We start from the raw sequence: 14,270 nt of genomic DNA, 5'->3' as shown, positions 1-14,270 counted from the left end.
TTTCATCCAATCAATTCTTCATGCGTCCGGGTTACAGGGCAAAAGCACCTTCAGGCTGCAACCTGTTCGGTTCCGCGAATGCCCAGCGCATGGCAGATGGCATATGTCAGTTCGGCACGGTTAAGCGTATAGAAGTGGAAGTCGGTCACCCCTTCGCTGATCAAACCCTCCACCTGCGAAATGGCTTCGTGGAATGCGACCATGCGACGGGTATCGGGATCTTCATCAAGCCCTTCGAAACGCCAATGCAAACGCTGCGGCACAGAAGCACCACACATATCGGCAAATTTCAAGAGCGACGCAAAGTTTGTCACCGGCAAAATGCCCGGAACGATGGGCGCTTCGATGCCCGCAGCCACACATTTGTCACGGAACCGCAGATAGGTTTCGTTATCAAAGAAGAACTGGGTAATTGCCCGCTTGGCGCCCGCATCGATCTTGCGTTTGAGATAATCGATTTCGAAATCGGAACTCGGCGCATCCGGGTGCGTTTCCGGATAAGCAGACACCGAAATATCAAAATCGGCAATTTCCTTAAGGCCGGCAACCAGATCAACCGCATAGGCATAGCCACCCGGGGTCGGTTCATACTTATCGCCCGCGTCCGGCAGGTCCCCACGAAGGGCAACGATGGATCGGATACCCTCGTTCCAATAACTGCGCGCGATCTGATCGATCTCTTCCTTGGTGTGACCAACACAGGTCAAATGCGCCGCAGCCGGAATACCGGTTTCACCCTGAATGCGGGTGACACTGCCATGGGTGCGATCACGTGTGGTGCCGCCCGCCCCATAGGTTACCGAAACAAAAGACGGATTGAGCGGCGCAAGCCGATGGATCGACCGCCACATGGTTTCTTCCATCTTCTCCGTTTTCGGCGGGAAGAATTCGAACGAAACCTTGAGGTGTTTGCGTACTGCGTTGATTTCTGGAACCGTCATCATATTGATATCTCAATCCTGTCTTCGCTTTCCCGCAGGCTGAGCCCTTGGGTCGGTCTTTCTATCTGGTTATTTTCAATACATGCTGCGCGTTATTCCGCAGCCTTTTCAGAATTTCTTTGACTTTTGTCCGCTGTTTGGGTCGATGTCGGGCGAGCCATCCAGATCCGAACCGTCAGTGGTTTACCCGGCAAACTGACAACGTTACCAGGCTCAAGACCGCTGGCGCGGAACCAGTCATTGATGGACCCATCATCGAAACCAAGACGTCGATGCGCATGTTCTTCGCGCAGTTCTTCCTGTTCGTGCTGGGCAAAGTCGACAATGACAAGCTTACCCCCGGGGGCCAGAACGCGCGCTGCCTCGGCAAGGGCCGCCTCGGGCTTTTCAGCAAAATGCAGCACCTGATGCAGGGTCACCACATCAAACATGCCGCCGGGATAAGGCAATTGGTACATGTCGGCTTGTCGAACAAGGCAGTTGGACAGGTCTGCACGCTGCAAGCGTGCGCGCGCAACAGCCAACATTTCGCGCGACATATCAACGCCAACGCCCTCTTCGGCATTGCGCCCGAGAAGCTCAAGAATACGCCCGGTACCTGTTCCGACATCGAGAATCCGGCCACCGGTCAGATCACCAACCGCTTCAAGCAATGCTTTTTCAACAACCGCCTCGTCGACATGCAGCGAGCGAATCCGATCCCAGTCTTCGGCGTTGGCGCGGAAGTATTCTGTCGCGATCTTTTCCCGTTCTGCCTTCACCTGATCCAGACGGGCACGATCAAGTGCAAGCGTCTCGTCATCTTTTGGCAACAGATCCAGCACAGGCTGCACAAGGTCGGCACCCGGCCCGGAATGCGGTGTGCGATAGAAGACCCAAGTCCCTTCGCGGAACCGAACAAGCAGGCCTGCCTCGCACAATAATTTAAGGTGTCGGGAGACGCGCGGCTGGCTCTGACCGATGATCTGGGTGATTTCGCTGACGGTCAATTCACACTCGGCACAGATCGCCAGCAAGCGAAGCCGCGTTGCTTCAGCAGCTGCGCGCAATCTTGCCAGAACCTGTTCCATACCAATGCCCTCCACGTTGACAAGAAAGATATAAAGATATGTTTATATTTGTTCAAGCGCTATTTTCGCGTGAAAACTTGTTGCCTAAATGCAACACCTGAAAACCGCTTGATCCTGATCAACTTTTTGTATGCTGGTGTTTAATTTCACCCTATGCTAACCAAATGGATATCTGAGGCGTGCGCGTTACATGATCGCCCTTCGAGCAGGGGATTGATCGGTAACGTTTTTTGGTATTCCGCATCAAAAGCGTTTCGGGTCGGGGAAGTCTGTGTATCGAACATCGGTTGGCTAAAAATAATGAAGTTTCGAATTTTGCTTTCGCTTTGTGCCGCAGGATCGCTGTCTTTGCTGACCGCGTGCGCATCGACAGAACCCGCTCAGGACACGAGTGATTATGATCCGCTTGAGCCGGTGAACCGCGTGGTTCACGGTGTTAACGGCGCGGTCGATTTCATGGTCCTGTATCCTGCTGCAATGTGGTACCGCGACATTGCCCCGGAACCTGTTAAAACCTCCGTCGCGAGCTTCGTGCGCAACATCAACGAACCGTTGAACTCGTTCAACGCGTTGCTGCAGGGTGACCCGGATCAGGCTGCTGCCTCGTTCCAGCGTTTCATCATGAACTCGACGCTTGGCTTCCTTGGTTTCAATGATGTCGCATCTGATTTCGGCATTCCGTACCGTCGCGAAGATTTTGGTCAGACCCTTGCCCATTACGGCATTGGCGGCGGCCCTTACATTGTGCTGCCGCTGCTTGGCCCGTCCAACCTGCGTGATACAGCCGGCATAGGGGTTGACTATGTTGCCAACCCGCTGACATGGGGCGCACAGAACAGCGATACCGCCGAAGCCCTTTATCTTGGCTCGGTCGGTCTTACAGCCCTGCATTATCGTTACGCGACGATCAATCAGCTGAACGAACTGCAAAAGTCGTCTATCGACTATTACGCAGCCCTGCGCAGCCTCTATCGTCAGCAACGCAATCAGATGATTCGCAATGGTGGCCCGTCACCAGAATTCGCCGTAGAAGACGAAAGTGCATCTTTTGACTTCGACGATGCTGTCGAAGCGGCAAGCCAGTAAGAGCCAGTCATGGTAAACAGCAAAATCGCCATATCAACCGCCGCGATGATCGCCATCGCGGCCGCTTGGTCTGGTCCGGCATCGGCAACGGGTTTGTCTTCAAACGTTGTTGCCGAAGTCGCTGCCGAAACCAGCGCAGCAAATGTCATTCAGAGCATGGCTGACCAGGCCATGAATGAACTGACGGATCAAAGCCTTGCTGACGACGTTCGCCGCAAAAAGTTCGTGTCCCTGATGGACCGCTATTTTGCAATGGATGTCGTTTCGCGCTTCGTTCTGGGGCGTTACTGGCGTTCGATTTCCGAAGCGGAGATCGAGGAGTTTTCAGTCCTGCTTCAGAACTATCTGGCGCTCAACTACGCAAACCAGTTCAAGGAATTCAACGGCGAACAGTTTGTCGTCGGTGATGAGACTCAGAAGAACAAGGACACCTTTGTCGATTCGCAGTTCGTCCGCCCGGACGGCCCACCGGTAAACATTGTTTGGCGGATGCGGATGTTTGATGACAGCTACAAGATCATTGATGTTTCCATCGAAGGTCTGAGCATGGGCATCACCCAACGCGATGAATTCACATCGGTCATCCAACAGAACAATGACGATGTCGGCGCCCTGACCGCTGCACTCAAGGCAAAAACCGGTCTCTGATCAAAGCCCGCCTTAATATCCGAATATAAAAGCCACCATCCTTGCGACGGTGGCTTTTTTACATCTCGCATCCGGGCATAAAAAAAAGGCCACCCGAAGGTGGCCTTTAATCTCAAAGCACATAAACCGTTTTAGCGGGTCAGCGGCTTGTATTTGATGCGGTGGGGGCGACTTGCCTCTTCACCATAGCGACGTTTGTAGTCGGCTTCATATTCCTGATAGTTCCCTTCGAACCACTCGACATGCGAGTTGCCCTCGTAGGCCAGAATATGGGTCGCAATACGGTCAAGGAAGAAGCGATCGTGCGAGATGACCACAGCGCAACCGGCAAACTCAAGAAGACCTTCCTCAAGCGCACGTAGCGTATCAACGTCAAGATCGTTGGTCGGTTCATCAAGCAGCAGAACGTTCGCGCCAGATTTCAGCATCTTGGCAAGGTGAACACGGTTACGTTCACCACCGGACAACTGGCCGACTTTTTTCTGCTGATCTGCGCCCTTGAAGGCGAACTGTGACACATAGGCACGCGACGACATCGGACGCTTGCCCAAAAGGATCTCGTCGAGGCCGTCGGAGACTTCCTGCCAAACCGTTTTGTTCGGATCAAGCGAGTCACGCGACTGATCGACATAGCCCATCTTGACGGTATCACCGATCTTGAGCGTTCCTGCATCCGGGGTGTCAGCACCCGTCAACATTTTGAACAGGGTGGTTTTACCCGCACCGTTCGGACCGATCACACCAACGATACCACCCGGCGGCAGACGGAAATCAAGGTTTTCAAACAGAAGCTTGTCACCATAAGCCTTGGTCAGACCTTCGGCGGTGATAACTTCGTTTCCAAGACGCTCGGCAATCGGAATAACGATCTTGGTGGAATCCGGCACCGCTTTTGCGGCCTCGGCGACAAGATCGTCATAGGCACGGACACGGGCCTTGGATTTTGCCTGACGGCCCTTCGGGTTCTGGCGGATCCACTCAAGTTCGGTGGCAAGCTGTTTCTGGCGGCTGCCTTCCTGACGGGATTCCTGTTCCAGACGCTTTTGCTTCTGCTCAAGCCAGGAGGAATAGTTGCCTTCGAACGGAATGCCCTGACCGCGGTCAAGTTCCAGAATCCAGCCCGTGACGTTATCAAGGAAGTAACGATCGTGGGTGACCAGAATGACGGTACCCTGATAATCTTCAAGGTGGCGTTCAAGCCACGCAACCGATTCAGCGTCAAGGTGGTTGGTCGGTTCGTCAAGCAGCAGAATGTCAGGCTTTGCAAGCAACAGGCGGCAAAGGGCGACACGACGGCGCTCACCACCGGAAAGCTTGGTTACATCCGCATCCTTGGGCGGGCAACGCAGGGCGTCCATCGCGATCTCAAGGGTGCGTTCCAGATCCCAGCCATTGGCCGCATCGATGCGTTCCTGAAGTTCACCCTGCTCGGCAAGGAGATCATTCATTTCGTCATCGGTCATCGGCTCGGCAAACTTGCCGCTGATTTCGTTGAAGCGTGCAAGATCGTCAACAATCGAGCCACACCCTTCCATGACGTTGCCAAGAACGTCTTTCTCTGGGTTAAGCTGTGGTTCCTGCTCAAGATAGCCGACATTGACACCTTCGGCAGGCCAGGCTTCACCGGCGTAATCCTTTTCGATGCCGGCCATGATTTTCAGCAGGGTGGATTTACCTGCGCCGTTGTTGCCGAGAACACCGATTTTTACGCCTGGCAGGAAGGACAGTGTGATGCCCTTGAAAAGTTCGCGACCGCCCGGAAGGATCTTGGTCAGGTCCTTCATGACGTAAATATACTGGTAGGATGCCATTAAATTCCCCATCCAAAAGTCGTTGGGTCCGCCCTGTTGGGCTGAAACACTTCGGCATACTCATACGCATGCCTGAAATACTGTGCCCGTTTGTAACCGACAGGCAGGCTCTTAACAACTTCAAACCGCAGACAGCTCACATGCTATCAAAACATGCCAAGTGGCGAGCTGAAACAAGGTGCATCAAGCAATCTCGCGTCGGCGACATCAATCGGGTTAGGCAAACGAAATTTGCGTCGATTTCAGTCAAAAAATAGCCGTGTCGGACCGTGATGGGGCCTTTAAGTTATAAAAACGTCACTTTTTAGGCACTTAGACGCAATGTTTTTCAACCTTAAAATGCTGCAATGCACACAGTGAAAACCGCCCGGATTCTGTCACTATTTTTATTCGACGTTGGGGCAGAACACCTTCTAACACCCTGTTCTATACGACTAATGATTAGCTTATAGCGACTCTCGAAAACTGGTATCGAGCTTTACAGGCAATGAGTGTGTCTTGATGCATTCAACGCCACGCATTCATGCGGCCGACAAACACAGCATAAAAATATGTCGGCAGGGAAAGTTATCATTTCTAGGAAGGAGACGCGCGATGGATGAACAAAGCGCAGCCTACTGGAAGAGAAACGTGAAGCTGGTCTCGGTCCTTATCGCGATCTGGTTCATCGTTTCCTACGGTTTCGGCATCTTGTTTGTCGATGCCCTCAACTCTATCGAAATCGCGGGCTTCCAGCTTGGTTTCTGGTTTGCTCAACAGGGGTCCATTTACGTCTTTGTCGCACTGATTTTCGTCTATGTGGCCAAGATGAACAAACTGGATCGCGAATTCGGCGTTCGTGAAGACGACTGACGCAGGATCAGGGAGACAGACAAGATGGATCTTACCACCCTTACATATATTGCCGTCGGCTTGAGCTTCGCGCTGTATATCGGCATCGCGATCTGGGCCAAGGCAAGCACCACCGGCGAATTCTATGTCGCTGGCAAAGGTGTTAACCCGGTCGTCAACGGCATGGCGACCGCAGCAGACTGGATGTCGGCTGCTTCCTTTATCTCTATGGCTGGCCTCATTGCCTTCCTTGGCTATGGCGGCTCGGTTTACCTCATGGGCTGGACAGGTGGCTACTGCCTGCTGGCGATGCTTCTGGCACCGTACCTTCGTAAGTACGGCAAATTCACCGTGCCGGAATTCATCGGGGATCGTTATTATTCCAAAACCGCCCGTATCGTTGCTGTTATCTGCCTGATCTTTATCTCGTTTACCTATGTGGCAGGTCAGATGCGCGGCGTTGGTATCGTGTTCTCGCGCTTCCTTGAAGTTGAGCTCCTCACCGGCCTGATCGTCGGCATGGGCATCGTCTTCATCTATGCTGTTCTTGGCGGCATGAAGGGCATTACCTATACCCAGGTTGCACAATATTGCGTTCTTATTATTGCCTACACCATCCCGGCAATCTTCATTGCCTTCCAACTGACCGGCAATCCGCTGCCGCAGCTGGCATTTGGCTCGACCGTGAATGGCACCGGCGAATACATGCTTGATCGCCTTAACCAGGTTGTGACGGAACTCGGCTTCCTCGAATACACCACCACCAACAAGTCAACGATTGATATCTTTGCAATCACGCTTGCACTGATGGTTGGTACTGCCGGTCTTCCGCACGTTATCGTTCGCTTCTTCACCGTTCCGAAAGTACGTGATGCACGTTCTTCGGCCGGTTGGGCGCTGGTCTTCATCGCGCTGCTGTACACCACTGCTCCGGCAGTTGGTGCAATGGCTCGCCTGAACCTGACCGACACCATCCAGACCGGTGAAGTGGGCGCAGAAGACGGTAACCTCGTCTATGAAGAACGTCCGGACTGGATGAAGCGCTGGGAAGCAACCGGCCTTCTGAAGTTCGAAGACAAGAACGGTGACGGCCGCATCCAGTATTACAACGATGCGAACGCAGAGTTTGCGACCAAAGCAGCTGAATATGGCTGGGCTGGTAACGAACTGAGCGTTGACCGTGACATCATGGTACTTGCCAACCCGGAAATCGCACAGCTTCCGAACTGGGTCATTGCCCTGGTCGCAGCTGGTGGTATCGCAGCAGCACTTTCAACGGCTGCTGGTCTGCTGCTTGTGATTTCGTCGGGCGTTTCACATGACCTTCTCAAAGGCACGTTCACACCGAACATGACAGAAGGACAGGAACTGATGGCCGGGCGTGTTGCGGCTGCGGTCGCGATCGTGATTGCCGGTTATCTGGGCTACAATCCTCCGGGCTTTGTGGCACAGGTGGTGGCCTTCGCCTTCGGTCTTGCCGCATCCTCGCTGTTCCCGGTTATCATCATGGGTATCTTCTCCAAGAAGGTTAACCGTGAAGGTGCTATTGCCGGGATGCTGGTCGGTCTGATCTTCACCATGGGTTATATCATGTCCTACAAGGGCATCTTTATCCCGGTGTTGATCGAAAACGTCGAAGCAAACTGGCTGTTCGGCATATCGCCGGAAGGCATTGGCGTCGTTGGTATGCTTCTGAATTTCATCGTTGCTTTCGCTGTGTCGAAAGTCACCGCTGAACCGCCAGAGCATATCCAGCACATGATTGAAGACATCCGCGTTCCGAAAGGAGCCGGTGGCGCAGTTGACCACTAATCAGTCAACTGGTTTGCCAGGAACTGTTGCAGGCCCCCGGATCATTGATCCGGGGGCTTTTCTTTTCGGCCTTAGTCAGGCAACAATGCACTCAGGGCATGCCCTTGCGGAGGAAAACAGTCATGAGCATCGAACTCGAAGAAATTGCCGAATTTCTAAAACAGCACCACCCGTTCGATCTGTTACCTGACGAAGAAATCAACGCCCTGCCAAAGCGCCTCTCGGCCCGTTATTTCCGCGCAGGGACCAAGGTCCTCTCGCCCGAGGAACAATGCCTTCATCTATACATCATCCGCACCGGCGGCACCGAAACCCGCGACCCGAACGGGCAGTTGCTTGCCCGTCTGTCAGAGGGCGAATGCTTTGGTGTGCGCGCGATGTATCAGAATGGACGGGCCGCGAACAACATTACAACTCTCGAAGACAGCCTGTGTTACTTGCTGCCTGAAAAGGATTTTCATGCGCTAACTGGAAAGTATCCGCAATTCAGCTATTTCTTCGCCCAGATGGGTGGCGAACGCCTGCGCAGTGGCATGCAGTTGCTCGAAAGTCGCGATGACGATCAGCTCAAACTGATGAGTGTGAAGGTCAGTGACCTGATCGCGCGCGAACTGGTCAGCATCGACAAGTCCGCCTCCATCCTCGAAGCAGGCCAGTTGATGAGCAAGGAACGCGTATCCTGTCTGCTGATCACCGAAGGAGGTGACGGCGTTGCCGGAATCATGACCGACCGTGACCTGCGCAATCGTGTCATCGCCAAGGGCCGCAGTTATGATGAGCCAGTGACGGCCATCATGACCGAAAAGCCGATCTCGATCGATCCCGATCAGTACGCCTTTGATGCGCTTCTGACCATGACGCGCAACAATATCCGCCATCTGCCGGTGATGAAGGATGGCAAGGCAGTTGGCATGATCACCACCAACAACTTGCTGGCACGCCAGTCGCTGTCGGCTGTTTACATGGCAGGTCGGATCGGCAAACTGACCGAACCCGAAGAAATGGCAAAGGTCATCGCCCAAGTCCCCGAACTTCTTAGTCACCTTATTGAGGCGGGCGCGACATCGCAAAATGCCGGACATATCGTAACGACCCTGTCGGATGCGGCGACCGCCCGGCTGTTGCAACTGGCAGAGGAAGAATTCGGCCCCCCACCCGTCCCCTATGTCTGGATGGCAGGCGGATCACAAGGCCGTCAGGAACAAACGGCACTTTCGGATCAGGACAATTGCCTGATTATAGATGACGCCTATAACGCGGATCAGCACGGGGAATATTTCAAAAATCTTGCCGACTTTGTCTGTGATGGCCTGAACAAGGTTGGCTACGTTTATTGCCCCGGTGAAATGATGGCCAGAACAGATGAATGGCGGCAACCGGTGCGCACCTGGCAGCATTACTTCAACAAATGGATCGAACAACCCGAACCAAAATCCTTGATGCTGTGTTCGGTCTGGTTTGATCTGCGCCCGGTCCACGGCACCAAGAGCCTGTTTGAAGACCTGCATCGCATGATCATCTCCAAGGCCAAGGACAACCGTATTTTCCAGGCCTATATGGTGGGCAATGCGCTGAGCCATCACGTCCCGCTTGGTTTCTTCAAGAATTTCGTCATGATCCGTGGCGGCGAACATGACAAGACCCTTGATCTGAAACATAACGGCGTGGTGCCAATCGTTGATGTTGCCCGCATTCACGCCCTTGCCAACGGGGTCGAGGCCGTAAATACCTACGAGCGGCTCAATGCCGTAAAGGCATTCCCATCCATCAGTAATCAGGGGGCGTCAGACCTTCTTGATGCCTTTGAATTCATCAGCATCACCCGCCTGAAACATCAGGTCCGTCAGATCCGGCGTGGCGAAAAACCCGATAACTTCCTGCAACCTGAAAGCCTGTCGGCGTTTGAGCGCAGCCATCTCAAGGATGCGTTCTCGGTGATCAAGAACCTTCAGGGCGCGCTTGAGCACGCCTTTGGCAAAAGCGGGACGTAAGCCATATGGGATTGCGCCAGAAAATCCTCGACAGTCGGCTGTATCGTGACTTCATCCAGCGCAAGGCAACCGGGCCTTTGCGAACCTATTACGATGTGCCGCCTGCCGATCCTGAAAGATCCGTGATGGAAACCGAATTCATCGCTCTTGATCTTGAAACCACCGGCCTTGATCCCAAAAAGGACGAAATCGTCAGCCTCGGCTGGGTGATTATCCGTCAGCTTTCGGTCGATTTTTCAAGTTGCGAACATATTCTGGTGCGGCCAACCAAGGAGCTCAGCGAAAGCTCGGTCGTGGTCCACCGGATCTTTGATAGCGATGTCGCCGATGCACCCAGCATTGAAGCGGCCCTTGAGCATCTTTTGCCTCAGATGGCTGGCCGGGTTCTGTTATCCCATCATGCGCCGATTGAACTGGGTTTCCTTGGCCAAGCCTGCAAACAGTCCTTTGGCGCGCCGCTGCAAATCCCGACAGTGGATACCCTGGTTCTGGCGCTCCGTGACATCCGGCGCAGCGGTGAAACCATGAAATCCGGGGCGCTCCGGCTTGATACATTGCGCCGAAATCATAACCTGCCCCCTTTCCGGGCCCATAACGCATTGTCTGACGCGATTGCCGCGTCGGGCCTATTTTTGGCCCAGATCGCCAAACGTGATCCGAAAGGCGAACTTGAGCTCGACCGGATACTGCGCTAATCGGTTATCAGGGCTCAAAAAATGCCCCACCAATAATAACAGCAGATCGGGAGCCACCAGCCTATGTACGTCTTTATCTTCTCAACCGTTGTTATCGGGTTTGCGTCGGCTGGCGTGGTCATGTTGCTGTTCCGGCTTTGGGGCCGCAAGGCACCGAAATATGTCATTCCGCTCGTCGCAGCGATTGCGATGTTTGGCTACATGATCTGGGATGAATACACATGGTTTGATCGCTACGAGGCCCGCCTGCCTCAGACCATCAGCGTCATTCAGACCTTTACTGACGAAAACATTTTCGCGCCGTGGACACTGGTTTCCGCACCGACCAACCGCTTTACGGCGATTGATCGCGAAAAACTGGTATCCAATCCCCAAAACCCCGATGAAAAACGCGTCATGACCCTGCTGCTGCGCAAGGGTGGAGAAACCCTTGCCCTGACCCATCTTGTTGATTGTGCGCAAGGACGGCGTGGCTATATCACGCCCGATACGTCACTCGACAGCAATGGTTTCCCGACCGCAATGAATGAATGGTTTGATATGGATGCCGACGACCCACTGCGCGCGGCGGTCTGTTCCTGAACGCGTTTCCATCGCAAAATCGGACAATCTTTGGCCCGCCCTGTGGCGGGCCTTGTCATGTGTGGCAACAAAACTGATTTCGGCTATAGTGATGCAATCGTGCCCTTTTTCTTAAGTTACGGGTCCCTATGCCCAATTTTCGATCCCTATTGCCATCTGCAGCCACCTTCTTTCTGATCGCGGTCGTATTTGTCGGCAGCATCTCAACAGCGGCCCGTGCGCGCGATATCACTGTGTTTGCCGCCGCGAGCCTGACCAATGCCATTGAAACTGCGGCCGCCACCTATAAAAAGGAAACCGGTGATACAATACGCCTGTCACTGGCAAGTTCCTCGACACTGGCGCGCCAGATCGCCGCAGGGGCGCCAGCAGATGTCTTTATCTCTGCCAACGAAAAATGGATGACCTGGTTAAATGATCAGGGCTTGCTTGTCCCCGGCAGCCGTCATGACCTGCTGACAAACCGTCTGGTTATTGTCGCCCCCAAAGATAGCAATCTTAACCCGATTAAAATGACCAAAACATCAGACCTGACAACATTGATCGGACCCAATGATCGCATTGCAGTCGGCGACCCGGACCACGTGCCGGCTGGCATTTACGCCAAACAGGCACTGACATCCTTGGGGCAGTGGGAAACGGTCGCACCAAGACTGGCGCGTACTGACAATGTTCGTGCGGCCTTGGCGCTGGTTGAACGGGGCGAAGCACCGATTGGCATCGTCTATCAAACTGACGCCGGCATTTCCGATAACGTCAAAATCATCGGCACCTTCCCCGAAAACAGTCACCCGGTCATTACCTATCCTGTTGCCCTGACGGGTGATCCGTCCGAAACCAAAGCCACGAAATTCCTGCTATGGCTTTTGGGGGATGACGCGGGCCGCATTTTTGCCGACTATGGTTTTGAACCCGTTGCAACAACGCAAGCAAACGTGCCCGGAAAATGATCAGTTTGACCCCCGCCGAAATAGAGGCACTTCTGCTAAGCTTGCGCATCTCAGGCGTTGCTGTTGCTTGTGCCCTGCCCTTTGCGATTATTGTCGCAACTGCGCTTGCCCTTGGTCGGTTTCCCGGACGCTTTATTCTTGATGCGATTGTGCATCTACCGCTGATCCTTCCGCCCGTTGTGATGGGCTATTTATTATTGATCGCGATGGGCACCCGCGCACCCTTGGGTGCTTGGCTGTACGAGACCTTTGAGCTGCGCTTTGTCTTTAGCTGGACGGGCGCGGCACTGGCATCGGCGATTGTCAGCTTCCCGTTTCAGGTCCGCGCCATTCGGCTTAGTCTTGAAAACGTCAATCCGGGCCTTTATCAGGCTGCCGAAACCCTTGGTGCCGGGCCGATTGATCGGTTCTTTTCGCTGACATTGCCCTTGGCTCTTCCGGGCATCATTGCCGGTGCGATCACGGCCTTTGCCGCAAGCCTTGGCGAATTCGGTGCGATCATCACCTTCGTGTCAAACATTCCGGGTGAAACCCGCACCCTGCCACTGGCGATTTATACTGCGATCCAGACGCCGGGCGGTGAACTGGCCGCGGCGCGCTTGGCCGCCCTGTCGATCGGCTTGGCCTTTGCCGGGTTACTTCTGTCTGAATTGGCGCTCCGTCGTATTCGCAAGAGGGCCGCGTCATGAGCATCGGTGTCAATGTTGAACGCAATCTCAAGACTTTCCAGCTTTCCGCCGAGTTCAATATTCCTGAACCGGGGATAACCGCCCTGTTTGGCCCATCAGGCAGTGGCAAGACGACACTTGTTAACATGATTGCGGGTTTGGTCCGCCCGGATCGCGGCCATATTCAAATCAACGATCATGTACTGTTTGAACATTCACGTGGCATCAACCTTCCGGTTCGCAAGCGTCGGGTTGGCTGCGTGTTTCAGGATAATCGCTTGTTCCCGCACAAATCGGTGCGCGACAACCTGTTTTACGGGGCACGCCGCAATCCCCACAAACTGCCACAGGATGAACAACAGGCCATCCTTGAGATGCTTGATATCTGGGATCTGATGGATCGCCGCCCCAACCTTCTGTCTGGCGGGGAAAAGCAACGGGTGGCACTTGGGCGTGCGCTTTTGTCCAATCCGGACGTATTGTTGCTTGATGAGCCGCTTTCTGCCCTTGATCACGCCCGCAAACAGGAAATCCTGCCGTACCTCGAATGGTTACGCGATCATCGCAAAATACCGATCCTGTATGTCACCCACGCGATTGACGAGGTCGCCCGCCTAGCCGATCACATGGTAATCATTGATCAGGGCAAGACACTTGCGACCGGGTCGGTTTTTGACATGCTGGGCCGCACGGACTTGGCGCCGCTGGCCGGGCGCTTTGATGCCGGAACGGTTTTGGCCGCCCGAATTGTCAGTCGTGACCCCAAGGCTGAGGTCAGCTTCCTTGAATGTGGCGGGCAACGACTTGTCGTGCCCTATCTCGGCCGTCCGAAAAGTAATCGTGTCCGACTGCATATTCGTGCCCGTGACGTCATGATTGCCCGTACCCCGCCGCACGATATCAGTGCGAACAACATCATTCCCGTCACCGTCACCAAAATCAGTGACGAGCCCGGTGACACCATAGATGTGACCATGTGCTTTGGTCAGGATGCGGATGCCACCCTTCTGGCCGAAACCAGTGGCCGCCCCAAAATTCATGCCCGCATCACGAAATGGTCGGGATCACGCTTAAAACTGCAGCCCCATCAAAAGGTCTTTGCCGTGATCAAGTCGGTCACAGTCAATGGGCAGCTGCGCGATCGCTAAAACTGACACACCCAGAAACGACAAACCCCCGTCGGCA

At 54.2% G+C, this 14,270-nt stretch carries 13 protein-coding genes; 10 read left to right on the top strand and 3 right to left on the bottom strand.

What is annotated here, in order from left to right; all coding sequences use genetic code 11:
- Positions 1-50: 50 nt before the first annotated feature.
- Together metF and DY252_RS06250 are read right to left on the bottom strand one after the other, a co-directional pair.
- On the bottom strand, positions 51-944 hold the full coding sequence (gene metF / locus DY252_RS06255) for a methylenetetrahydrofolate reductase (protein WP_082923527.1): 894 nt from the start codon (positions 942-944) through the stop codon (positions 51-53).
- 89 nt (positions 945-1,033) lie between these two features.
- Positions 1,034-2,011, bottom strand: a complete 978-nt coding sequence (locus DY252_RS06250) for an ArsR/SmtB family transcription factor (protein ID WP_064789448.1) — start codon at positions 2,009-2,011, stop codon at positions 1,034-1,036.
- 300 nt (positions 2,012-2,311) lie between these two features.
- Here DY252_RS06250 and DY252_RS06245 point away from each other — a divergent pair, with 300 nt between their 5' ends.
- The gene (locus DY252_RS06245; protein WP_231959747.1) at positions 2,312-3,097 is read left to right on the top strand and encodes an MlaA family lipoprotein; all 786 of its coding nucleotides are present in this window, start codon (positions 2,312-2,314) and stop codon (positions 3,095-3,097) included.
- A 9-nt stretch (positions 3,098-3,106) separates the two neighbouring features.
- Positions 3,107-3,745 (top strand): MlaC/ttg2D family ABC transporter substrate-binding protein, encoded by a 639-nt coding sequence (locus tag DY252_RS06240; protein ID WP_064789449.1) that lies wholly within the window; start codon positions 3,107-3,109, stop codon positions 3,743-3,745.
- A 131-nt stretch (positions 3,746-3,876) separates the two neighbouring features.
- On the opposite strand, the gene ettA is transcribed toward DY252_RS06240, so the two are convergent.
- Positions 3,877-5,556 carry an energy-dependent translational throttle protein EttA gene (gene ettA / locus DY252_RS06235; RefSeq protein ID WP_008889560.1) on the bottom strand — a complete coding sequence of 560 codons (1,680 nt, stop codon included), beginning with the start codon at positions 5,554-5,556 and terminating at the stop codon, positions 3,877-3,879.
- A 594-nt stretch (positions 5,557-6,150) separates the two neighbouring features.
- On the opposite strand from ettA, the gene DY252_RS06230 reads away from it, so the two are divergent.
- The 8 genes from DY252_RS06230 to modC all read left to right on the top strand — a co-directional run bounded on the left by DY252_RS06230 (position 6,151) and on the right by modC (position 14,233).
- Positions 6,151-6,408 carry a DUF4212 domain-containing protein gene (locus tag DY252_RS06230; RefSeq protein ID WP_008889559.1) on the top strand — a complete coding sequence of 86 codons (258 nt, stop codon included), beginning with the start codon at positions 6,151-6,153 and terminating at the stop codon, positions 6,406-6,408.
- Positions 6,409-6,432: 24 nt separating this feature from the next.
- Positions 6,433-8,199 carry a sodium:solute symporter family protein gene (locus DY252_RS06225; protein WP_064789450.1) on the top strand — a complete coding sequence of 589 codons (1,767 nt, stop codon included), beginning with the start codon at positions 6,433-6,435 and terminating at the stop codon, positions 8,197-8,199.
- 122 nt (positions 8,200-8,321) lie between these two features.
- Positions 8,322-10,190, top strand: coding sequence for a DUF294 nucleotidyltransferase-like domain-containing protein (locus tag DY252_RS06220; protein ID WP_064789451.1), 1,869 nt, complete (start codon positions 8,322-8,324; stop codon positions 10,188-10,190).
- A gap of 5 nt (positions 10,191-10,195) precedes the next feature.
- The gene (locus DY252_RS06215; RefSeq protein ID WP_064789452.1) at positions 10,196-10,885 is read left to right on the top strand and encodes an exonuclease domain-containing protein; all 690 of its coding nucleotides are present in this window, start codon (positions 10,196-10,198) and stop codon (positions 10,883-10,885) included.
- A gap of 63 nt (positions 10,886-10,948) precedes the next feature.
- Positions 10,949-11,467 (top strand): hypothetical protein, encoded by a 519-nt coding sequence (locus DY252_RS06210; protein ID WP_008889555.1) that lies wholly within the window; start codon positions 10,949-10,951, stop codon positions 11,465-11,467.
- Between the two features lie 149 nt (positions 11,468-11,616).
- The gene (gene modA / locus DY252_RS06205; RefSeq protein WP_231959748.1) at positions 11,617-12,417 is read left to right on the top strand and encodes a molybdate ABC transporter substrate-binding protein; all 801 of its coding nucleotides are present in this window, start codon (positions 11,617-11,619) and stop codon (positions 12,415-12,417) included.
- Positions 12,414-13,106, top strand: coding sequence for a molybdate ABC transporter permease subunit (gene modB, locus DY252_RS06200; RefSeq protein WP_082923528.1), 693 nt, complete (start codon positions 12,414-12,416; stop codon positions 13,104-13,106). Before modA ends, modB begins: the two co-directional genes overlap by 4 nt.
- A complete protein-coding gene (gene modC, locus DY252_RS06195) occupies positions 13,103-14,233 on the top strand; it encodes a molybdenum ABC transporter ATP-binding protein (RefSeq protein WP_064789454.1) in 1,131 nt (376 codons plus the stop codon). The genes modB and modC overlap by 4 nt, the downstream gene beginning before the upstream one ends.
- The last annotated feature ends 37 nt before the right edge of the window (positions 14,234-14,270 follow it).

It is taken from the genome of Thalassospira indica (assembly GCF_003403095.1).
Classification (GTDB): Bacteria; Pseudomonadota; Alphaproteobacteria; order Rhodospirillales; family Thalassospiraceae; genus Thalassospira; species Thalassospira indica.
The sequence above is the reverse complement of the archived record's forward strand: the minus strand, read 5'-3'. Positions and strand labels throughout refer to the sequence as shown.